Below are 21075 nucleotides of genomic sequence, written 5' to 3' on the forward strand. Positions count from 1 at the left end.
GGCAGCGCAGCCGGTACGTCGGTCAGAGCCCGAGCCACGGACCGGACGGCCGACGCCGTCGAGGCCACGGCGGTCAGCGTCGAGGGCAGCACGGGCCCGGGGAGCATGGAGGAGAGCTGGGGCCAGATCACGCGGCCTCCACCATCGGCCGACGGGGGCGTGGTCGCCGCCTCGGGGAAGACGCGGCTCCCACCAGCACGGCGCCCCCGGTAATCGGCGAGTGCACCCGCCGGTTCAGACGGGTCGCCGACGGCATCCGGGACCAGCCCTCCCACGGCATCCGGGACGCAGCGCCTCCACGGCCGTGTCCGTCAGCGCGGGACCCGGCGCTACTCGCCTTCGTGCCGAGGCGCGCACCCCAGCACATGGGCCTTGACGAGCTCGGCGATCCGGGGATCCCGGCGCTGGAACGCGGCCACCAACTCCTCGTGCTCCTCCGCGTACGACTGCTGCACCGTTCCCAGCCACCGGATGGACAGGGCCGTGAACACCTCGATGCCGAGGCCCTCCCAGGTGTGCAGCAGCACGGAGTTGCCCGCCGCCCGCACCATCTCGCGGTGGAAGGCGACCGTGTGCCGCACCTGGGCCGTGCCGTCGGCCTTGCGGTCGGCCTCGTACAGGGCGCTGACGTGTGGCTCCAGAGCGGAGCAGTCCTCTGCGAGGCGGTCGGCGGCCAGTTCCGCGGCGATGGCCTCCAGGCCGGCCCGGACCGGGTAGCTCTCTTCCAGATCGGCCGCGGTCAGACTCCGTACACGTACGCCCTTGTTGGGCGCGGACTCGATCAGCCGCAGCGACTCCAGCTCGCGCAGCGCCTCGCGTACGGGTGTCTGGCTGACCTCCAACTCGGTGGCGATGCGCCGCTCCACGATTCGCTCGCCCGGCTGCCAGCGACCGCTGATGATCCCCTCCAGGATGTGCTCGCGGATCTGTTCGCGCAGCGAGTGGATGACGGGGGCGGTCATGAGGGCTCCTTAGGGCGCGTTGACGTTTAGACAATAAGGCCGGTGCGCTCCGCTGGGAGGGCCGACAAGGGTGCTTTGGTGCAGGTGAGACGAGACTTACACGGTGTGGCGGTGGGGCGCCTCAGAGCTCGCTCCGGTCCGTCGGGCGGGTGCGGGTTGTTTGTGGCTGGTCGCGCCCCGCGGCGGAGCCGCTGATGTCACGGCCCCGCGCCCCTGAGGGGGTTGCGAGTGGCCCCTGCCGCAACGCGACGGCGCCCCGCCCGGAGAAACTCCGGACGGGGCGCCGTAAGGCACGAAGCCCAACTGGTTTACAGGCCGAGCTCGACCTCGAACTCGCCCGCCTCCAGGATCGCCTTGACCGCCGTCAGGTAACGGGCCGCGTCGGCGCCGTCCACCAGGCGGTGGTCGTAGGACAGGGTCAGGTACGTCATGTCGCGGACGCCGATGACCGTGCCCTCCTCCGTCTCGATGACGGCCGGGCGCTTGACCGTGGCGCCGATGCCGAGGATCGCGACCTGGCCCGGCGGCACGATGATCGTGTCGAAGAGCGCACCGCGCGAACCGGTGTTGGAGATGGTGAAGGTCGCGCCGGACAGCTCGTCCGGGGTGATCTTGTTGGCGCGGACCTTGCCGGCCAGCTCCGCCGTGGCCTTGGCGATGCCCGCGATGTTGAGGTCGCCGGCGTGCTTGATGACCGGGGTCATCAGGCCCTTCTCGGAGTCCACCGCGATACCGATGTTCTCGGTGTCGAAGTAGGTGATCGTGCCCTCGGCCTCGTTGATCTTGGCGTTGATGGGCGCGTGGGCCTTCAGCGCCTGGGCCGCGGCCTTGACGAAGAACGGCATCGGGGAGAGCTTGACGCCCTCACGTGCCGCGAACGCGTCCTTGGCGCGGGCGCGCAGCTTCATCAGGCGGGTGACGTCGACCTCGACGACCGACGACAGCTGGGCCTGCTCGTGCAGCGCCTTGACCATGTTGTCGCCGATGACCTTGCGGATGCGCGGCATCTTGACGGTCTGGCCACGGAGGGGGGAAGCCTCCAGCGCCGGGGCCTTCTTCGCGGCGGCCGGAGCGGCTGCGGCGGCGGGGGCCGGAGCAGCGGCGGCGGCCTTCGCGGCCTCGGCGGCGGCGACGACGTCCTGCTTGCGGATACGGCCGCCGACGCCGGTGCCCTTGACGGTGGCCAGGTCGACGCCGTTCTCGGCGGCGAGCTTGCGCACCAGCGGGGTGACGTAGGCGCCCTCGTCGGTCGCCTGGGCGGCGGCCGGAGCGGCCGGAGCCGGGGTGACCGGGGCCGGAGCGGCCGGCGCGGGGGCCGGGGCCGCGGGCTGGGCCGGAGCCGGAGCCGGGGCGGCAGCGGCGGGCGCGGCCGGAGCGGCAGGGGCGGGCGCCGGAGCGGCCGGAGCCGCGGGGGCAGCCGGAGCCGCGGGCGCGGCCGGGGCAGCGGCGGCGGGAGCCGGAGCCGCCGGGGCCGGGGCGGCCGCCGGAGCGGCACCCGCGACGCCGATGACGGCCAGCTTGGCGCCGACCTCGGCCGTCTCGTCCTCGCCGACCACGATCTCCAGCAGCGTGCCGGAGGCGGGGGCGGGGATCTCGGTGTCGACCTTGTCCGTCGACACCTCCAGCAGCGGCTCGTCGGCCTCGACGCTGTCACCGACCGACTTCAGCCAGCGGGTGACGGTGCCCTCGGTGACGGACTCGCCGAGCGCGGGCAGGACCACGTCCGTGCCCTCGGCCGTACCGCCGCCGGCCGCGGCCTCGGCGGTCGGAGCCGGAGCGGGGGCGGCCTGCTCGGTGGACGGCTGGGCGGCCGGGGCCGGCTCGGGAGCCGGCGGGGCGACCTCCTCGGCGGCCGGAGCCGGGGCGGCGGCCGGGGCACCGGTGCCGTCGTCGATCACGGCCAGCTCGGCGCCGACCTCGACCGTCTCGTCCTCGGCGACCTTGATGGAGGCCAGGACGCCGGCGGCGGGGGAGGGGATCTCGGTGTCGACCTTGTCGGTGGAGACCTCGAGCAGCGGCTCGTCGGCCTCGACGCGCTCACCCTCGGCCTTCAGCCAGCGGGTGACAGTGCCCTCGGTGACGCTCTCGCCGAGCGCCGGAAGGGTTACGGAAACCGCCATGGTTTCGGTTGCTCCTTACGAATTGCGGAAGTCTGAGTCGTCGCTTCGTCGACCGAGGGATCAGTCGTGCGCGTGCAGCGGCTTGCCGGCCAGGGCCAGGTGGGCCTCGCCGAGCGCCTCGTTCTGCGTCGGGTGGGCGTGGATGAGCTGGGCGACCTCGGCCGGCAGCGCCTCCCAGTTGTAGATCAGCTGGGCCTCGCCGACCTGCTCGCCCATGCGGTCGCCGACCATGTGGACGCCGACGACGGCACCGTCCTTGACCTGGACGAGCTTGATCTCGCCCGCGGTGTTCAGGATCTTGCTCTTGCCGTTGCCCGCCAGGTTGTACTTCAGAGCGACGACCTTGTCCGCGCCGTAGATCTCCTTGGCCTTGGCCTCGGTGATACCGACGGAGGCGACCTCCGGGTGGCAGTACGTCACCCGCGGGACACCGTCGTAGTCGATCGGAACGGTCTTCAGACCGGCCAGACGCTCCGCCACCAGGATGCCCTCGGCGAAGCCGACGTGCGCGAGCTGGAGGGTCGGGACGAGGTCACCGACGGCGGAGATGGTCGGCACGTTGGTGCGCATGTACTCGTCGACGAGGACGTAGCCGCGGTCCATCGCGACGCCCTGCTCCTCGTAACCGAGACCGGCGGAGACGGGGCCACGGCCGACGGCGACGAGGAGGACCTCGGCCTCGAACTCCTTGCCGTCGGCGAGGGTGACCTTGACACCGTCGGCCGTGTACTCGGCCTTGGAGAAGAAGGTGCCCAGGTTGAACTTGATGCCGCGCTTGCGGAAGGCGCGCTCAAGAAGCTTCGAAGAGTTCTCGTCCTCGACCGGGACGAGGTGCTTCAGGCCCTCGATGACGGTCACGTCGGCCCCGAAGGACTTCCAGGCGGAGGCGAACTCGACGCCGATGACGCCGCCGCCCAGGATGATCGCGGACTTCGGTACGCGGTCCAGGACGAGGGCGTGGTCCGAGGAGATGATCCGGTTGCCGTCGATCTCCAGGCCCGGCAGCGACTTCGGCACGGAGCCGGTCGCGAGCAGGACGTGGCGGCCCTGGACGCGCTGGCCGTTGACGTCGACGGAGGTCGGGGAGGACAGGCGGCCCTCACCCTCGATGTACGTCACCTTGCGGGAGGCGACGAGACCCTGCAGACCCTTGTACAGACCGGCGATCACGCCGTCCTTGTACTTGTGGACCCCGGCGATGTCGATGCCCTCGAAGGTGGCCTTCACACCGAACTGCGCGCTCTCGCGGGCCTGGTCGGCGATCTCGCCCGCGTGCAGCAGGGCCTTGGTGGGGATGCAACCCCGGTGCAGGCAGGTGCCGCCGACCTTGTCCTTCTCGATCAGGGCGACGTCCAGGCCCAGCTGCGCCCCGCGCAGGGCCGCGGCGTAACCGCCACTACCACCGCCGAGGATCACTAGGTCGAAAACGGTGCTGGCGTCGTTCGCCACGTCACGTCCTCCATGCATGTGCGCCGTACGCCGGTCTTCGACGACCGGCAGGCGGCTGGTGTCCGGCCGCTCTTTCTTCGGCCCTGGGGTGGGGCCCTGTCCTGCCGAGCCCCATCTTCGCACTTGTCCACACCGAAAGAGACGCCGGGCCGGTGTGTGAGACGCCCCACGTTCAGTTGAGCGGGCATGGAAGAGGGGGCTCCGCCCTACCCGCGCGCGGAGCCCCCTCATGCAGAACAGCGTCAGCCCAGGTCACCCGCAGCCGTCAGCTCGGCCAGCCGGACCAGCGTCCGCACCGCGCTCCCGGTACCACCCTTCGGCGTGTACCCGAAGGGACCACCCTCGTTGAAGGCGGGACCGGCGATGTCGAGGTGCGCCCAGGTGACGCCCTCACCCACGAACTCGCGCAGGAACAGACCGGCGACCAGCCCACTGCCCATGCGCTCACCCATGTTGGCGATGTCGGCGGTCGGCGAGTCCATCCCCTTGCGCAGGTGCTCCGGCAGCGGCATCGGCCAGGACGGCTCGCCGACCTCCTCCGCCGCTTCCACCACCGCGGAGCGGAACGCGTCGTCGTTGGCCATGACACCGAACGTCCGGTTGCCCAGCGCCAGCACCATCGCCCCGGTCAGCGTCGCCACGTCGACGATCGCGTCCGGCTTCTCCTGCGACGCCGCCCACAGCGCGTCCGCGAGCACCAGTCGGCCCTCGGCGTCCGTGTTGAGCACCTCCACGGTCTTGCCGCTGTACATGCGCAGCACGTCACCCGGCCGCACGGCGGACCCCGACGGCATGTTCTCGGCGAGCGCCAGCCAGCCGGTGACGTTCACCTCGAGACCGAGGCGCGCGGCGGCGACGACGGCGGCGAACACGGCGGCCGCCCCGCTCATGTCGCACTTCATCGTCTCGTTGTGCCCGGCCGGCTTCAGCGAGATGCCGCCCGAGTCGTAGGTGATGCCCTTGCCGACGAAGGCGAGGTGCTTGGCCGCCTTGGAGCTCGTGTACGTCAGCTTGACCAGCCGCGGGCCGGCCGCCGATCCGGAGCCGACGCCCAGGATGCCGCCGTAGCCGCCCTTGGTCAGCGCCTTCTCGTCGAGCACCTGGACCTTGATGCCGTGCTCCTTGGCCGCCGCCGTGGCGATCGCGGCGAAGGACTCGGGGGTGAGGTCGTTCGGCGGGGTGTTGACCAGGTCGCGGGCGCGGTTGAGTTCCTCGGAGACGGCGGTGGCGCGCTCGATCGCCGCCTTGTGCGCCTTGTCGCGGGGCTTGGCGCCGAGCAGCGCGGCCTCGGCGAGGGGCGCCTTGCCGTTCTTCTTGTCCTGGGCGTCCCGGCCGTTGCCCTTGTAGGCGTCGAAGGCGTACGCCCCGAGCAGCACGCCCTCGGCGACGGCGCCGACGTCACCGGCATCGCCCAGCGGCAGCGCGAACGCGGCCTTCTTGGAGCCGGCGAGGGCGCGGGCGGCGACACCGGCGGCCTTGCGCAGCGCCTCGCTGTCGTAGGCCCCGTCCTTGGCGTCCTCGGGCTCGGCGCCCAGGCCCACCGCCACCACGAGCGGGGCCTTGAAGCCGGCGGGCGCGGGGAGCTTCGTCACCTCGCCCTCGGCGCCCGAGGCGCCGAGGGTCTCCAGGACGCCGGCGAGCCTGCCGTCGTACGCCTTGTCCACAGCCTCGGCGCCCGGTGCGACAACCAGTGCCCCGGACGTGGACGCGGCGCCCTTGGCGACACCGATCACGATCGCGTCGGCCCGCAGGCCGGGCGCCGCGGCGGTGCTGAGAGTGAGAGCAGTCACGGTGGTGAAATCTCGCTTCCGATGTGAAGTTTGCGATGGCCGAATCGGTGTGGGTCGACCGGGCCCGACGGCCGACCCTACGGGTGCGGTGGCAGCGGGGCCTTCCCCGGTACGGCGAACACTCGGGATGAGCCTACGCTCGTGTGAGCGTTCGCTCATTCCTACGGGCGTTCACCTCTCGGTGGCGTCGTGGTCATTTCTTGATCCACGCCCTCGGTGAGCTGAGTCACACTCGTCTGGTTCCGGCGAGCGATCGGCTTGCCGCTTTGCATGATTTCCACGGATCCCCTGCCGATTCGTCACCAGCGGCCATGAGGGGATCTTCTGGGGGGAAGGGGCAAAACAATGGCGCGCAGTGCGCACCGATGGAGAAACCGCAGAAACGTCGTTGCCGTCCTGACAGCCGCGGGTCTGCTGTCGCTGGGCCTGGCGGCCCCGGGCGCCGCGGCCGCGGGGGAGCCGCGCATCGATCTCAGGGTGCTGGTCGTGGACAACGGCGACAGCCCCGTCCGGGCCATCACCGCCCAGCTGAAGAGCACCGGCATCCCGTACACCACCGTCGACCTGACCGACGCGAACCGCCCGACCATCACGGGCGCGTTCCTCAGCGACACGGTGAACGGCACACCCCGGGCCAAGTACCAGGGCGTCGTCCTGCCCAACGAGGCCCCCTTCGGCGCGGGCTCCGCCGAGCAGACCGCGCTGGAGAGCTACGAGCGGACCTACGGCATCCCGCAGGTCGACGCCTACACCTGGGCCCACCCGGGCGTCGGCCTCGACTACACCAGCGAGGGCGGCTGGGCCGGCACCCTCGACGGGCGGGCGGCAGCCGTCACGACCGAGGGCAAGGCGGGGTACTTCGGCTATCTCGACGGCGCCTTCACGTTCGAGGACAACGACGCCTCCGTACAGGAGAGTTACGGCTTCGTCGCCCGGCCCCGTACGGGCTTCACCAGCTATGTCGACATTCCCGTGCCCGCCGGCTCCGGGCGCGGCAGCCTGATCGGCGAGTACAGCCACGACGGGCGCCGCGAACTGGTCGTGACCTTCGCGTACAACGCGTACCAGCAGCAGTTCCGGGTCCTTGCCCGCGGCATCGTCGAATGGCTGACTCAGGGCGTGCACCTGGGTCAGGCGCGCAACTATTTCGCGGTGCACGTCGACGACGTCTTCGCGCCCGACAGCCGCTGGGACACCGAGCACAACTGCACCCCCGGTGACTTCGACTGCGTGGGCGGGGACGGCGAGGGAACCACGCCGATCCGCATGACGGCCGAGGACGCGGTCCACGCCGCGCAGTGGCAGCGGGAGCACGGCTTCACGCTGGACATGGTCTACAACGCCGGGGCCGGCGAGCAGTGGAAGAGCGAGAACGGCGGCACGGACGCCCTCACCGACCAACTGCTGGCCGACAAGGCGCAGTACCGCTGGATCAACCACACCTACACGCACCCGTTCCTCGGCTGCGTCCAGGACACCTCGACCGTGCCCTGGAGCTGCGCCAAGAACGCCGACGGCTCGACCCGGTACATGAGCCGCGCGGACATCTCGGCTCAGATCCGCGACAACTACAACTGGGGCGTCACCAAAGGGCTCCCGCTCGACCGCACGGAGCTGGTGACCGGCGAGCACTCGGGCCTGAAGACCCTGCCGCAGCAGCCCGACGACAACCCCAACCTGGCCGGCGCCCTCGCCGACAACGGCGTCAAGTGGACCGCCTCCGACAACTCCCGTGAGCCCGAGCAGCGTGCGGTCGGCGCCGCGCTGACCGTGCCCAGGCACCCGATGAACGTGTACTACAACGTGGGTACCGAGGAGGAGATGGTCGACGAGTACAACTGGATCTACACCTCCAGGGCCGACGGCGGCAGCGGCGTCTGCGAGACCAACCCCGCCTCCACCTGCCTGGCCGACCCGCTGGACACGGCCACCGGATACGACGAGTACATCGTCCCGCTGGAGGCCCGCACCGCCCTCGGACACGCGATCGGCAACGACCCGCGCCCGCACTACGCCCACCAGTCCAACCTGGCCGAGGACCGGACGCTGTACCCGGTCCTGGACCAGGTGCTCGCCGACTACCAGGCACTCTTCGCCGACAACACCCCGGTGCAGAACCTCGCGCAGAGCGCCATCGGCACCGAGCTGCGGCACCGCGCCGCCTGGCAGACCGCTCTCGCCAACCGTTCCGTCACGGCGTACCGCATCGGCGACACCGTCACCGTCACCGCCCCGTCCGGGACCCGGATCCCGGTGACCGCACCGGAAGGAACCACCCGGCAACTCCTCCTCGGTACCACCGCGTTCGGGACGCCGTACGCGGGAGCGCGCTCGGGCTGGACCACGCCCGCACCGCTCCAGACCGCTCTCCGGCTGAAGCTGCCGTCGTAAGTACAGCGCCACAGCGCACCCCGGTCGCTTCACGACCAACCGACCGGGGTGCGCCTCCGGGCCGTAGCACCACCTTTGCTCCACAGGGGGGAACTCGCATGATGCCCACGGGCCGTCATGTCACCATGCTCACCGAAGGCACCTACCCACACGTCCACGGCGGGGTCAGCACCTGGTGCGACCAGCTCGTCAAGGGCATGCCGGAGGTCGACTTCCACATCGTCTCGCTCACCGGAACCGGCCGCGAACCCGTCACGTGGGAGCTGCCGCCGAACGTCTACCGGCACACCTCCGTACCGACCTGGGGCCCGCGTCCGGGACGCAAAAGGGCGCCGTACGGCAGGGCCCGGCGCCGTTTCACCGACTCCTACGAGCGTTTCCTGCTCTCCTTCCTCGACCCCACGGGCCCCGAGTCCCACACCGACTTCGGCGAGGCCCTGTACGAGCTGGCCGAACTCGCCCGCGACGGGCGCCTGTCGGCGGCGTTGCGCACCGAGTCGGCGCTGCGGTCGCTGATGTGGGTATGGACGATGCCGCATCTGCCGACCGCGGCCGCCCGCCCCACCGTCCACGACGCCCTGACCGCCACCGACCTGCTGGAACACGCCCTGCGCCCCCTCGGGATCCGCATCCCCGAGGACTCCGTCGCCCACGCGGTGAGCAGCGGCCTCGCCACCCTCCCCGCCCTCGCGGCACACAAGCTGGACGGCGTGCCCTTCCTCCTCACCGAGCACGGCATCTATCTGCGCGAGCGCTATCTCGGTTACCGCAGCGACGCCCAGCGCTGGCCGGTGAAGGCGTTCATGCTCGGCTTCTACCGTGAGCTGAACTCACTCGGCTACCGGGCGGCCGACCTGATCACCCCCTGCAACCAGTACAACCGCCGCTGGGAGGAGCGCGGCGGCGCCGACGCCGACAAGATCCGCACGGTCTACAACGGCGTCGACCCGCACGCCTTTCCGCACGCCGGCCCCGAGCCCGAGGTCCCCACCCTCACCTGGTGCGGCCGTGTCGACCCCATCAAGGACCTGGAGACCCTGCTGCGGGCCTACGCCGACGTCCGCGCCGAACTCCCCGAGACCCGCCTGCGCCTGTTCGGCCCCGTCCCGCCCGGCGGCGAGGCCTACCGCACCAAGCTGGAGAAACTCGCCGCCGAACTCGGTGTCACGGACGGCCTCACCTTCGAGGGCCGCATCAGCGAGGTCTGGCGCGCCTACGCCGCCGGTCACGTCGTCATGCTGTCGTCCATCTCCGAGGGCTTCCCGTTCTCCATCATCGAGGCCATGTCCTGCGGCCGTACGACGGTGTCGACGGACGTCGGGGGAGTGCGCGAGGCCGTCGGCGACACCGGTCTGGTGGTCCCGCCGCGGGAGCCGGAGAAGATGGCGGCCGCCGTGCTGACGTTGCTCAGGGACGACGAACGGCGCCGTGAACTGGGCGAGTTGTCCCGTCAGCGGGTGATCGACCGCTTCACGCTCCGCCGCTCCGTGGACAATTTCCGGACGATTTATCAAGAGCTCGCGGGCAGCCCCGAGGTGTACGAGCCCACGCTCGAAACGGTCGCCGACTGGACCCTCGAACTGCGCGACCCCTGGTACGAGAAGGTCGCGACGGACGGAACCGGCTGGTGAGCGGAAGCCTCTGGATGCCGCCCGGCTCCCGTCCCGACACCCTGCCCGCGATCCCGCGCCAGCGCACCGCACCCAGCTGGGCGCAGCCCGACCCCATCGACGAACTCGCCGAACGCCTCGACGACTTCATCGCCGCCGCCGTCCACCCCGACGAGATCGCCGCACTGCTGGAGTCCGACGGCCTGTCGGACGACCAGATACGCGAGCGCTACGGCGTGAAGAACTCCTTCGCCCTCGCCGAGGAACTGTACGAGCGGGTGGAGCGCCGCTACCCGGAGCCGGAGGGGCCGGTCCGCGACCCCTGGCAGGTGAGCCTGCTGGGCTGTCTGCTGCGTGGCGTGGTCTTCGCCCTCCCGGGCCTCGGCTACGTCCTCGGCGCACCCCTCCTCGCCGGCTCGCGGGACGACTTCGGCCTCCCCGCCGGCACGGTCCCGCTGCTGGCCGGCGCCTTGGTCGGCTGGACCTGGAACCAGGGGCTCGCCCACCGGGCGTACTCCTGGCTGGGGCTGGGCGACCGCGATGCCGCCCGCCGCTCTCTGCTCCTCGGCGCCCCGGCGGGCGCCATGCTCGGTGCCTTGGTGTCCCTGGCCGTCGCAGGCGCCGCCTCCGTCGGCGTCGCTTTCGCGGCCGGCCAGTCGATCTACCTGGGCGCGGCAACCGCGCTCCTGGTCATGGGCCGCGAACGGGCCCTGCTGGTGGCTCTGCTGCCGATGTCGGCGGGCGCGGTCCTGGCCCTGATCCATCCAGTGCCGGACGCCGCGAGACTGGCCCTGCTTCTGGGTTCGCTGACAGTGGTGACGTTTCTTGGCCTACGTGAGGTAGCGCCCCGAAAGGGGCGCGGGGCTGTATCGGACATGCGGCTACCGCCGCGTGGGCGCGACACGCCACGACGCACCCGCAGTCAATCAACGACAATGGGCCCCCGTCTCTCTGCATCCCTCCCGTACGCCCTCTTCGGCCTGGCCACCGGCGTCCTCGTCCTCTACGCGGCCCTGGGCGACATCCTCACCGGCGAGCAGCACAGCGCGATAGCCGCCCCGGCCGCAGTGGCCCTGACGCTCAGCATGGGCCCCGCCGAATGGCTCCTGCACCGCTTCCGCAGCGGCAGCCTCGCCGGCCTGCGCTCCAGCAGCACACCGAAGGCCTTCTGGCGGACCACGACGGTCACCGTCGTCAAGTGCCTGTCGGCCTACCTGCTCTCCCTGCTCGCCCTGAGCCTCGCCACCTCCGCGCTGTGGCCGCACGCCCCCGGCATCGCGGGCATCCGCCTCGCCGGCCTGCTCCTCCTCGGCGTACTGCTGTGGACCGGCCTGCTGCTGCAGTCCTTCGGCGCGGTGCTCAGCGCGGCGACGGTGTGCTGCGTGGCGGCCCTCGCCCAGACGGTCGGCCTGGTCACCCACACGGGCGGCCCGCACGAGGTCGGCCTGATCGTGTACGGGACGGCGGCGATGATCCAAGCCGCCCTCGTCTGCGCCCTGTTGGGGAGAGCGACCGCCCACCGATGACACCGATGAACGAGCTGCTGGTCCCGTACTACGAGCACCCGTCCGTCCGCCCCGCCGAATGGGACGCGATCATCACGGCCGCGCCCCGCCTGTACGGGGTCGTCCTCAACCCGGCCAGCGGCCCCGGTGAAACGCCCGACGCGGCGTTCGCCGAGGTCGCGACCCGGCTGCGCGGCGCTGGGGGTCCCTCCCCTGGGGGAGTGCGGGTGCTCGGCTACGCCGACACCGACTACGGCCGCCGACCGCACGCCGACGTCGTACGCGACATCGCCCGGCACCGCGACTGGTACGCCGCGGACGGCGTCTTCCTCGACCAAGTCGCCGCGGGCCGCGAGGAGTTCGCGTACTACCAGCGGCTCGCGACGGCGGCCTGGGGCGTGGGCTGCGGCACGCTCGCCCTGAACCACGGCACGGCACCCCACCCGTCGTACGCCAGGATCGCGGACCTCCTGGTCACCTTCGAGGGCACCTGGGAGTCGTACACCCGGCTCGGCCCGCAGCAGTGGCGGGGCGGCGGCGGAGTGCGCCTGTGCCATCTGGTGTACGGCGTCCCGGCCGGCGTCGAGGTGGCGGACCTGGCCCGAGCCCGCGGGGCCGCCGTGCACTGCGGGGTACCGGGGATGGGCGATCATCCGTGGGGTACGTTGCCGCACACTCTGGAGCCCGCTCGGTGAGACGCCTCATTCCGCTGGTCGTTCTGCCTCTTGTCCTCCTCGCGGGCTGCACGACGTCCCCCGACGGCGCCGATGACGCCGAGGGGGGTCCGAGTGGCGCGCGCTGGCAGCCGCGGCCCGGCACGGCCTGGCAGTGGCAGCTGCGCGGCCGTATCGACACCTCCGTCGACGTGCCGGTCTACGACATCGACGGCTTCGACCAGTCCGAGAAGACGGTCGCCGCGCTGCACCGCGAGGGCCGCAAGGTCATCTGCTACCTCTCCACCGGCGCCTGGGAGGACTGGCGGCCCGACGCCGGGAAGTTCCCCAAGTCGGTGATCGGCAAGGGCAACGGCTGGGAGGGCGAGCGCTGGCTCGACATCCGTCGCCTGGACGTCCTGGAACCCCTGATGGCGGACCGTATCGACATGTGCCGCGACAAGGGCTTCGACGCGGTGGAGCCCGACAACATGGACGGCTACAAGAACCGCACGGGCTTCCCGCTGAAGGCCCGCGACCAGCTCCGCTACAACCGCCTGATCGCCACGCTGGCCCACGAGCGGGGCATGGCGGTCGGCCTGAAGAACGACCTGGACCAGATCCCCGAGCTCGTGGACGACTTCGACTTCGCGGTCAACGAGCAGTGCGCGCAGTACGGGGAGTGCGCGGCCCTGAGCCCCTTCGTGAAGGCCGGCAAGGCGGTGTTCCACGTCGAGTACGAGGTCCCCACGCGCAGCTTCTGCGCCGAGTCGCGTCGCCTGAAGCTGAGTTCGATGCTGAAGAAGTACGAGCTGGGGGTGTGGCGACGGGCGTGCTGAGGCTCAGTCGCCCAGTGCCAGCACGACGAGCGCGGTCGTCGCCGCCGTCTCCGCGAGCCCTCCGAACACGTCACCGGTGACGCCGCCGAAGCGGCGCGTGCAGTGCCGCAGGAGCAGCTCGGCGGCGGCGAGTGCGGCGAGGACCGCCAGGGCGGCGCGGGCGAGGTCGTACGTCCCGAGCAGCGCTCCCGCCGCCGCGGCGACGCCGGTCACGGCCAGGGCGACGGCCACCGCACTCCGTACCGGGACGACGCCGGCCACCGCGGCCCCCAGCCCCTCCGGCCGCGCGGCGGGCACCCCGGCGCGGGCGGCCAGGGTGAGCGCGAGCCGGGCGGCGACGGCCGAGACGACGGTGGCGAGGGCACCCCGGGCCCACGAGTCGCCGTACAGCTGGGAGAGGGCGGCCACCTGCGCGAACAGCACGAACACGAGCGTGATGACGCCGAAGGGTCCGATGTCCGACTGCTTCATGATCCGCAGCGCGTCCTCGGCGGGCTTGCCGCTGCCGAGCCCGTCGGCGGTGTCGGCGAGCCCGTCGAGGTGCAGCCCTCGGGTGAGTACGGCCGGGACGGCGGCGGCGGCGACTGCGGCGAGGAGAGGACCGGCGCCGAGGAACAGCAGCACCAGCGCGAGGGACGCGGCACCGCAGCCGAGGACCACACCGACGAGCGGGGCGCACAGCATCCCGCCGCGCGCCGCTTCCCGGTCCCACCGGCTCACCTTGACGGGGAGCACGCTCAGGGTGCCGAAGGCGAAACGGAGACCGTGGACACGGAGACCGTGCGACCGGGGAGCGTGCGGGGGCGGCGGGGTCATGGACACGCCCGCAGACTAGCCCGGACGCCCTACCCGCCAGGCGGCCCACCCCTGCCCCGGACACACTGAAGCCATGGGTGACTGGTGGCAGCGCAACATCATCGAACCGGGCAAGCTCCCCCTGCTCCTGGCCCTGACCGCCTTCGTGGTCACCTTCCTCGTCACCCGCGTCATCACCCGCCTCATCCGCGCGGGCAAAGGACCCTTCCGCAACATCGAGACCGGCGCCGTCCACATCCACCATGTCGTCCCCGGAGTCGTCCTCACGGTCATCGGCGGCTTCTGCGCGGTCGCCAGCGGCCAGCGCGGCTTCGGTGCGGCCGTGGCCGCCGTGGTCTTCGGCATGGGCGCCGGCCTGGTCATGGACGAGTTCGCGCTGATCGTGCATCTGGACGACGTCTACTGGACCGAGGCCGGCCGCAAGAGCGTGGAGGTGGTCGTGCTCACCGCCGCCGTGGCCGGCCTGTTCCTGCTCGGCTACGCGCCCTTCGGGGTCAACGACCTCAGCGACGACGAACTGCAGAACCGCGGGTCGGTGCTCAGTACGATCCTCGGGAACTTCCTCCTGGCTCTGATCGCCCTGGCCAAGGGCAAGGCCCGGATCGCGATCTTCGGAGTGGTCGTCCCCTTCATCGCCCTGTTCGGTGCCGTCCGCCTGGCCCGGCCCGACTCCCCCTGGGCGAAGCGCTTCTACCGCCGCCGCCCGCGTGCCCGGGCCAAGGCCCAGCTGCGCGCCTACCACCACGACAAGCGCTGGGCGGGCCCCCGTCGCAGACTTCAGGAGTGGATCGGCGGGGCGCCGGACGCCGACCCGGACCGGGCCCTGGAGCGCCGCTGACGCATCGCCGACCAGGCGCACAGCACCAGCACCGCCGCGATCGCCGCCAGGTGCTCCTTGCCGGCGAGGTTCTCCTTCAGCACGACCTCGACCACCATCGCCACGATCACCGCGCCGGCCGTGACATAGGCGCCGTAGCGCCATCCGAGGAACACGGCGAGGCCCACCACCGCCGCCGACGGCCCCGTGTCCACGACCCGGGCGTCCGAGGCGGGCAGCCCGATCGGGTGGTCCGGGCCGAGCGCGATGCCCACGCGCGCGTACAGGGTGCCGGCGAGAGTCGCGACGTACGCGATGACGAGCGTCCGCCACGTCACGAGGGGGGGATCATATGGTCCCAACCGCGATGAACCGCCCTTTTCACGCTCCGTCGCGACCGCGCAGCCCGGCAGTGCCGAACTGCGCGCACACCACCGTCACTCGGTCACCGGCTGTTCCTTCTCCGCCACCGGCCCCTCGGCCTCCGGCGTCTCCGAATCCTCCGGCGTCTCCGAGTCCTCCGCCGTCTCCGAGTGCTTCGGCTTCTCCGGCAGCTCCGCGGCCAGTGCGGCGGCGGCCTGCACCATGGGGAGGGCCAGCAGTCCTCCGGCCCCTTCCCCGACCTTCACGCCCTGGTCGAGCAGGGGCTCCAGGGCCATCCGGTCCAGCGCCTTCGCCTGTCCCGGCTCCCCGCTGTTGTGCGCGGCCAGCCACCAGTCCGGCGCCCGGAACGCGATCCGCTGCCCCACCAGCGCACACGCGGCGACCACGACCCCGTCCAGTACGACCGGCATCTTCCGCACCGCACTCTGCAGCAGGAACCCAGTGATCGCGGCGAGATCGGCCCCACCCACCGTCGCGAGCAGTTGCAGCTGATCCCCGAGCACGGGGCGCGCCCGGCGCAGGGCGTCCCGGATGGCCGCGCACTTGCGCATCCACACCAGGTCGTCGATGGCCAGCCCGCCGCGCCCGGTGACGACCGAGGCGTCCGTCCCGCACAGCGCCGCCACGAGCACCCCGGCCGCCGTGGTGCCGCCGACGCTCACATCGCCGAGCACCACCAGATCCGTACCGGAGTCGGCCTCCTCGTCCGCCACCGCGATCCCGGCCCGGAAGGCGGCCTCCGCCTCCTCGACCGTCAACGCGTCCTCGACATCGATACGACCGCTGCCGCGCCGCACCCGATGCCGTACGACGGCCTCCGGCAGCGACTCCGGGTCGCAGTCCAGCGCCATGTCGACGACCCGTACCGGAACCCCGAGCCGCCGCGCGAGCACGGACACCGGCCGGCCGCCCTCGAGGATCTCCCGCACCAACTCCACGGCGCCGCCCGCACGTCGCGCCGAGACGCCCAGCTCGGCGACGCCGTGGTCACCGGCGAACAGCACGACCCGCGGCTGTTCGATCGGCCGCACCGGTACGGCGGACTGTGCCGCCGCCAGCCACTCACCCAGGTCGTCGAGGCGGCCCAGCGCGCCGGGCGGCACGATCTGACGCTCACGGCGCGCCTCGGCGTCACGGCGCACCCCACCGTCGGGGCGCTCGATCAGATCACTGAAGTCGTCGAGATTAAGCGAGCTCATTCGCCGAACAGTACCGGCACCGGTCGAACAGAACGGCGCCACATGGCCACCAGGGGTTCCGCCACGTCCCCCCGGCATCGGCGCGACGTCGTTGCACCCAAGATCGGCATCCCATACGTTCCGTTTTGCAGTGGATTGTCGGGGCATGCTCGCACCGTTCTGCCGTATGCCCCCCGTACGCCCCCGCCCTACGCCCTCGCGCCCGGGAGCCGCCCCATGACCGCGACCGCACCCCCCGAAAGAGCCCGCGCCGACTGCGCGTTCACCCTCGCCGCATGCCGGGACCAGCCCTACGTCCCCCGGCACCTGGGGCTCACGCGGCTGCCGTCCCGCCGGCTGAGGGCAGCGGCCCGCGCGGCGCTCGCCTTCCCCGAGCCGGAGAGCTGGCTGGACGTGGGCACGGGTTACGCCCGCTTCCCGGAGGTGGCGAAGGAACTCTTCCCGTACACGGCGTTCGACGGCCTGGACCCGACCTACCGCGTCCTGCACGCACGCGTGGCCGAGCGGGTGGAGGAGGCCCACGTCGGCAACCTGACGGACGCCCGCATCAGGGCCCGGCTGCGCGCCCGCTACGACATCGTCAGCATGTTCCGCCACCTGGAGCACACCCCGGACCCCCGCGAGGAGCTCCGCGCCGCCCTCACGGTCCTGCGACCCGGCGGCCACCTCATCGTCGAACTCCCCGACCCGCGCTGCGTGTTCGCCGTGCTGCTCGGCAGATGGTGGACCCCGCACAGCCGCCCCGGCCACCTGCACCTGATGCCCCTGGACACGCTCCGCCAGGAACTGGAGTCCCAGGGCTGCACGGTCCTCTCCACGGACCGCCGCACCGCGCACATCCCGTACGACCTCGCGGCCGCGACCTCGCGGACGCTGGCGTTCTTCCTGCCCTCCCCGCTGTCCCGGGCCTGCGCGCCCCTGGTGGCCGTGGCCTGGGCCCTCGACCACGTCCTGGCCCCCGTACTACGCCACACCCGCTTCTCGAACACATACCGTGTCATCGCCCGCAAGGAGCCGACCGCACCGGCCTGAGGCCCCCTCGTCAAAATCCCGGCTGCCAGTCCCTCCGGTGCCGGGGACAGGTCTAGCCCCGCAGCACCAGCGCCTGCCCCGCCACCACCAGCACCACCTGCTCGCACTCCCCGGCGAACGCGGCGTTCAGCCGGCCCAGCTCGTCCCGGTACCGCCGCCCCGACGCCGTGGCCGGCACGATCCCCGACCCCACCTCGTTCGACACGGCGACCACGGTCCGCCGAGTGGCCCGCACCGCCTCCGTCAACTCCCGTACCCGTTCCCGCAGCGCGCGCTCCCCGCCGTCCGCCCACACCGCGTCGTCCCACGCCCCCACGGAGTCCATGGCGTCCGTCAGCCACAGGGACAGACAGTCGACGAGCAACGGCGCCCCGGCCTCCGCCAGCAGCGGCACCAGGTCGCACGTCTCGGCCGTACGCCACGACCCCGGCCGCCGCTCCCGGTGCGCGGCGACCCGCGCCGCCCACTCCCCGTCGCCACTCCGGGTGCCGCCGGTCGCCACGTACAGCACGTCCGGGAAGGCCTCCAACCGCCGCTCCGCCTCCACCGACTTCCCGGACCGGGCCCCGCCCAGCACCAGGGTCCGCCGCGGCACGTCGGGTACGTCCTCGTACGCCCCCACCACCAGCGTCGCCCCGTCCGGCACCGCCCGCGCCCCCGCCGCGGCCAGCCGCCGTCGCAACTCGGCGCCCGGCGGGACGTCATGGTCCAGATGGACGGCGACGACATCCGTGGTCGGCCCGATCGCCCCCACCGCCCGCAGCTTGGCCAGGGCGTCCGGCCGCCCCACGACATCGGCGACCACCATGTCGTACATCCCGACGGACCCCTCCTCCAGCCCGGCCGGCGCACCCCCCGGCGGCAGGTACAGCAGCCGCTGTCCGTCCGGCCCGGTCACCGCGTACCCCGTGCCCGGCGAGTCCATCGCCACCGCCCGCACCCGATGCCCCGTCAGCAGCGCCAACTCCCGCCCGTCCGGCACCCGACCGGGCTGCGGCACCCCCGCCGGCACCTCGACGGCGGGCCCGTCGTGCGGATGCGACAGCAGCACCTGCCGTACCCCCGCCAGCGAACGCCCCGCCCGAGCCGCCGCGAACGCCGCCCCGGGCGTCAGATCGAGCAACAGCCCCCCGTCCACGAGCAACGCGGTGGCCGCCCGCGCGTCATCGCCGAGCGCGCCCGCACAGGCCGCACACGGACAGTCGGGGCGGGGGAGTCCCGCGGGGGCACCGGTGCCGAGCAGAGTCAGTTCCACAGAACCGATTTTCGCGTGTCTGCGCAGGTCTCGCGCATCCGGCTAGGCTCAGGGCAGGAGCCGGACCAAGATCCGGCTCCTGCTCTGCACGTGCTGACACCTTGGAGGCGTACATGGCGGCATGGACGTGGCGGTTCGAGAAGGCCGACGGGGCGGAGGTCCCGCCCGCGGTGCAGCCCGAGGAGTTCACCACCCAGGGGGACGCCGAGTCCTGGGTCGGGGAGAACTGGAAGGCGCTGCTGGAAGGCGGCGCGGACCAGGTACGGCTGTTCGAGGACTCCACCGAGATCTACGGGCCGATGAGCCTGCACGCCGAGCAGTCGTAGGCAGGGAGGGGGTGAGGGCCCCACGATCGTCCGGCCCTCGCCCCGCCCTCCCGTCACTGCTCACCCAGCGTCACATCCACCGTCTTCTCACTGCCGTTGCGCGTGTACGTCACCGTCGTCCGCTCGCCCGGCCGGTCGGAGGCAAGCTCCTCGGCGAGTGAGGTGATGGTGGTGATGTCCGTGTCACCGAGCCGGGTGATGACGTCCCCGGGCTCGATTCCGGCCTTGTCGGCCGCCCCGCCCGCCATCACCTCGACCACGGCGACGCCCGCGACCTGATAGTCGTCGTCCACGACCGTACGGCCCGTGATGCCGAGCGCCGCCCGGCCCGACTCGGTGACCCTGCCGTCCCTCACGATCTGGTCGGCGATGGTCCGCACGGTCGACGCCGGGATCGCGAACCCGATGCCGGGCGCCGCGCCCTCGCCCGCGCCGGGGTCGGTGGCCGCGAGGGTCGGGATGCCGATGACCCGGCCGTCGAGGTTCACCAGGGCACCACCGCTGTTGCCGGGGTTGATGGCGGCCGACGTCTGCACCATGTTGGCGATCGTCGCGCCCGTACCGCCCTGGCTGCGGCCCTCGGTGACGGTCCGTCCGGTCGCCGAGACGATGCCCTGCGTCACGCTGGACGACAGTCCCAGTGGTGAGCCCATGGCCAGCACGATCTGCCCGACCTCGACCTTCGCCGAGTCCCCGAACGCCGCCGCCTTCAGGCCCTTCGGCGCCTTGTCGAGCTTGATGACCGCGAGGTCCTGCTGCGGGTAGGAGAAGACCAGCCGTGCGGTGAAGGTGTCCTCGCTGTTGGCGGTCGTCACCCGGAAGCTGTCCTCGTTCCCCACGACATGCGCGTTGGTGACGATGTGCCCCTGGCCGTCGTAGACCACACCCGAGCCCAGATCGTTCCTGGCCTGGATCTGCACGACCGACGGCAGCACGTCCTTGATCACCTTCAGGTAGCCGTCCTGCAGATCGTCGACCGCCCGCGGGACGGCGGCCTGCGCGGCTTGCGTGGTCGAGCCCTCCTCGCGCGAGCGCGAGGAGGAGCCGGAGCACGCGGAGAGAAGCCCGAGGCAGCACAGCACGGCGACGGCCGCGACGACCGGCCGCAGAGCAGGGAAACGGCGAGCATCCATGCCCCGAGTCTCACCGCGGAACCCGGCTCCGGCCCGTGGTGCTCACCCGAACGAGCCCGGGCCCTGCCTTGGACAGGACCTAGCCGCGCACTCCGCACAGATGCAGCAACGCCGCGACGCTCCGATAGGGATCCGTCTTCCCGGCCCGCTCCTCGACCGCCAGCAACGCCTCCACGTCCGCCGGGATCTCCGCCCCGTCGGCAGCCGTGTCGGTGAACACCCGCACGCCGTACCAGGTGTGCAGCGGCGCCCCGATCCCGGCGAGCGTCGCCGTCAGCTCGGCGAGCCGGTCGGCCCGTACGTCGAGCCCCAGCCGATTGCGGTAGGCGGTGGTGTCGAAGGCGTCCAGCGCCGCGGCCCAGTCCCCGGCGAGTCCCGGCCGCATGGCCAGCGCGTCGCCGTTGCGCACGAGCAGCGACAGCAGTCCGCCCGGGGCGAGCATCCGGGCCAGCCCGGCCAGCAGCGGATCGGGCTCCTCGATGTACATCAGCACGCCGTGGCACAGCACGACGTCGAAGCTGCCCGGCAGAAAGTGGACGCCGGTGTCCCGCCCGTCCCCCTGGACGATGCGGACCCGCTCCCGGATCCCCTCGGGCTCGCCGGCGAGCTCCTCACGGGCCGCCGCGATCATCTTCGGGTCCTGCTCGACGCCGGTCACCTGGTGCCCGGCCCTGGCCAGGCGCAGCGCCTGGGTGCCCTGGCCCATGCCCACGTCGAGCACCCGCAGCCGCTGCCCGACCGGGAACCGCCCGGCTATCTGCTCGTCGAGCTGCCGGGCCACCAGCTCCTGTCGT

17 protein-coding genes and 1 pseudogene are annotated in these 21075 nt (G+C 72.1%); 8 read left to right on the top strand and 10 right to left on the bottom strand.

The features are described from left to right. Nucleotides 1-329: 329 nt before the first annotated feature. The 4 genes from ACTMVF_RS35550 to ACTMVF_RS35565 all read right to left on the bottom strand — a co-directional run bounded on the left by ACTMVF_RS35550 (nucleotide 330) and on the right by ACTMVF_RS35565 (nucleotide 6321). Nucleotides 330-962 (bottom strand): GntR family transcriptional regulator, encoded by a 633-nt coding sequence (locus ACTMVF_RS35550; protein WP_062702734.1) that lies wholly within the window; start codon nucleotides 960-962, stop codon nucleotides 330-332. Nucleotides 963-1270: 308 nt separating this feature from the next. Next, nucleotides 1271-3082 (bottom strand): 2-oxoglutarate dehydrogenase, E2 component, dihydrolipoamide succinyltransferase, encoded by a 1812-nt coding sequence (gene sucB, locus ACTMVF_RS35555; protein WP_441275177.1) that lies wholly within the window; start codon nucleotides 3080-3082, stop codon nucleotides 1271-1273. A gap of 60 nt (nucleotides 3083-3142) precedes the next feature. After that, complete coding sequence (gene lpdA / locus ACTMVF_RS35560; protein ID WP_441275178.1) at nucleotides 3143-4531, bottom strand: dihydrolipoyl dehydrogenase; 1389 nt, start codon at nucleotides 4529-4531, stop codon at nucleotides 3143-3145. A gap of 242 nt (nucleotides 4532-4773) precedes the next feature. Continuing rightward, entirely contained in the window at nucleotides 4774-6321 is a 1548-nt protein-coding gene (locus tag ACTMVF_RS35565) for a leucyl aminopeptidase (RefSeq protein WP_441275179.1), read from the bottom strand. A gap of 345 nt (nucleotides 6322-6666) precedes the next feature. Here ACTMVF_RS35565 and ACTMVF_RS35570 point away from each other — a divergent pair, with 345 nt between their 5' ends. The 5 genes from ACTMVF_RS35570 to ACTMVF_RS35590 all read left to right on the top strand — a co-directional run bounded on the left by ACTMVF_RS35570 (nucleotide 6667) and on the right by ACTMVF_RS35590 (nucleotide 13319). Then, nucleotides 6667-8712 carry a hypothetical protein gene (locus ACTMVF_RS35570; RefSeq protein ID WP_441275180.1) on the top strand — a complete coding sequence of 682 codons (2046 nt, stop codon included), beginning with the start codon at nucleotides 6667-6669 and terminating at the stop codon, nucleotides 8710-8712. 98 nt (nucleotides 8713-8810) lie between these two features. Beyond that, complete coding sequence (gene pelF, locus ACTMVF_RS35575) at nucleotides 8811-10343, top strand: GT4 family glycosyltransferase PelF (protein ID WP_441275181.1); 1533 nt, start codon at nucleotides 8811-8813, stop codon at nucleotides 10341-10343. Further along, the gene (locus tag ACTMVF_RS35580; protein ID WP_441275182.1) at nucleotides 10340-11848 is read left to right on the top strand and encodes a hypothetical protein; all 1509 of its coding nucleotides are present in this window, start codon (nucleotides 10340-10342) and stop codon (nucleotides 11846-11848) included. The genes pelF and ACTMVF_RS35580 overlap by 4 nt, the downstream gene beginning before the upstream one ends. Nucleotides 11849-11853: 5 nt before the next feature. Beyond that, complete coding sequence (locus ACTMVF_RS35585; protein ID WP_441275209.1) at nucleotides 11854-12522, top strand: spherulation-specific family 4 protein; 669 nt, start codon at nucleotides 11854-11856, stop codon at nucleotides 12520-12522. Further along, nucleotides 12519-13319, top strand: a complete 801-nt coding sequence (locus ACTMVF_RS35590) for an endo alpha-1,4 polygalactosaminidase (RefSeq protein ID WP_441275183.1) — start codon at nucleotides 12519-12521, stop codon at nucleotides 13317-13319. Before ACTMVF_RS35585 ends, ACTMVF_RS35590 begins: the two co-directional genes overlap by 4 nt. Before the next feature lie 3 nt (nucleotides 13320-13322). Here ACTMVF_RS35590 and ACTMVF_RS35595 read toward each other — a convergent pair whose 3' ends face one another. After that, nucleotides 13323-14135 (bottom strand): adenosylcobinamide-GDP ribazoletransferase, encoded by an 813-nt coding sequence (locus tag ACTMVF_RS35595; RefSeq protein ID WP_441275210.1) that lies wholly within the window; start codon nucleotides 14133-14135, stop codon nucleotides 13323-13325. A 73-nt stretch (nucleotides 14136-14208) separates the two neighbouring features. Between ACTMVF_RS35595 and ACTMVF_RS35600 the strand changes: the two genes are divergently transcribed. Beyond that, complete coding sequence (locus ACTMVF_RS35600; protein ID WP_441275184.1) at nucleotides 14209-14973, top strand: hypothetical protein; 765 nt, start codon at nucleotides 14209-14211, stop codon at nucleotides 14971-14973. Here ACTMVF_RS35600 and ACTMVF_RS35605 read toward each other — a convergent pair. Continuing rightward, nucleotides 14913-15284: pseudogene (locus tag ACTMVF_RS35605) on the bottom strand (hypothetical protein); the annotation flags it as partial. The gene ACTMVF_RS35600 and the pseudogene ACTMVF_RS35605 overlap by 61 nt on opposite strands. 105 nt (nucleotides 15285-15389) lie before the next feature. Further along, entirely contained in the window at nucleotides 15390-16535 is a 1146-nt protein-coding gene (gene cobT, locus ACTMVF_RS35610; protein WP_441275185.1) for a nicotinate-nucleotide--dimethylbenzimidazole phosphoribosyltransferase, read from the bottom strand. A gap of 216 nt (nucleotides 16536-16751) precedes the next feature. Between cobT and ACTMVF_RS35615 the strand changes: the two genes are divergently transcribed. After that, a complete protein-coding gene (locus ACTMVF_RS35615) occupies nucleotides 16752-17567 on the top strand; it encodes a class I SAM-dependent methyltransferase (RefSeq protein ID WP_441275186.1) in 816 nt (271 codons plus the stop codon). A gap of 52 nt (nucleotides 17568-17619) precedes the next feature. Here the strand turns inward: ACTMVF_RS35615 and ACTMVF_RS35620 are convergent, their stop codons facing one another. Next, a complete protein-coding gene (locus tag ACTMVF_RS35620; RefSeq protein WP_441275187.1) occupies nucleotides 17620-18822 on the bottom strand; it encodes a bifunctional adenosylcobinamide kinase/adenosylcobinamide-phosphate guanylyltransferase in 1203 nt (400 codons plus the stop codon). Between the two features lie 113 nt (nucleotides 18823-18935). On the opposite strand from ACTMVF_RS35620, the gene ACTMVF_RS35625 reads away from it, so the two are divergent. Further along, complete coding sequence (locus ACTMVF_RS35625; RefSeq protein ID WP_441275188.1) at nucleotides 18936-19148, top strand: hypothetical protein; 213 nt, start codon at nucleotides 18936-18938, stop codon at nucleotides 19146-19148. A 53-nt stretch (nucleotides 19149-19201) separates the two neighbouring features. On the opposite strand, the gene ACTMVF_RS35630 is transcribed toward ACTMVF_RS35625, so the two are convergent. Continuing rightward, nucleotides 19202-20281 (bottom strand): S1C family serine protease, encoded by a 1080-nt coding sequence (locus tag ACTMVF_RS35630; protein ID WP_441275189.1) that lies wholly within the window; start codon nucleotides 20279-20281, stop codon nucleotides 19202-19204. Nucleotides 20282-20360: 79 nt separating this feature from the next. Continuing rightward, a complete protein-coding gene (locus tag ACTMVF_RS35635) occupies nucleotides 20361-21062 on the bottom strand; it encodes a class I SAM-dependent methyltransferase (RefSeq protein ID WP_441275190.1) in 702 nt (233 codons plus the stop codon). Nucleotides 21063-21075: the final 13 nt, after the last annotated feature.

Source organism: Streptomyces sp. SD31, from assembly GCF_052068475.1.
Taxonomy (GTDB): Bacteria; Actinomycetota; Actinomycetes; order Streptomycetales; family Streptomycetaceae; genus Streptomyces.

Coding starts and splice junctions, on each gene's coding strand:
- ACTMVF_RS35615 (WP_441275186.1), top strand. CDS start 16,752: ATGACCGCGACCGCACCCCCCGAAAGAGCCCGCGCCGACTGCGCGTTC.
- ACTMVF_RS35550 (WP_062702734.1), bottom strand. CDS start 962: ATGACCGCCCCCGTCATCCACTCGCTGCGCGAACAGATCCGCGAGCAC.
- ACTMVF_RS35595 (WP_441275210.1), bottom strand. CDS start 14,135: ATGACCCCGCCGCCCCCGCACGCTCCCCGGTCGCACGGTCTCCGTGTC.
- ACTMVF_RS35630 (WP_441275189.1), bottom strand. CDS start 20,281: ATGGATGCTCGCCGTTTCCCTGCTCTGCGGCCGGTCGTCGCGGCCGTC.
- cobT (WP_441275185.1), bottom strand. CDS start 16,535: ATGAGCTCGCTTAATCTCGACGACTTCAGTGATCTGATCGAGCGCCCC.
- sucB (WP_441275177.1), bottom strand. CDS start 3,082: ATGGCGGTTTCCGTAACCCTTCCGGCGCTCGGCGAGAGCGTCACCGAG.
- ACTMVF_RS35600 (WP_441275184.1), top strand. CDS start 14,209: ATGGGTGACTGGTGGCAGCGCAACATCATCGAACCGGGCAAGCTCCCC.
- pelF (WP_441275181.1), top strand. CDS start 8,811: ATGATGCCCACGGGCCGTCATGTCACCATGCTCACCGAAGGCACCTAC.
- ACTMVF_RS35570 (WP_441275180.1), top strand. CDS start 6,667: ATGGCGCGCAGTGCGCACCGATGGAGAAACCGCAGAAACGTCGTTGCC.
- ACTMVF_RS35625 (WP_441275188.1), top strand. CDS start 18,936: ATGGCGGCATGGACGTGGCGGTTCGAGAAGGCCGACGGGGCGGAGGTC.
- ACTMVF_RS35585 (WP_441275209.1), top strand. CDS start 11,854: ATGAACGAGCTGCTGGTCCCGTACTACGAGCACCCGTCCGTCCGCCCC.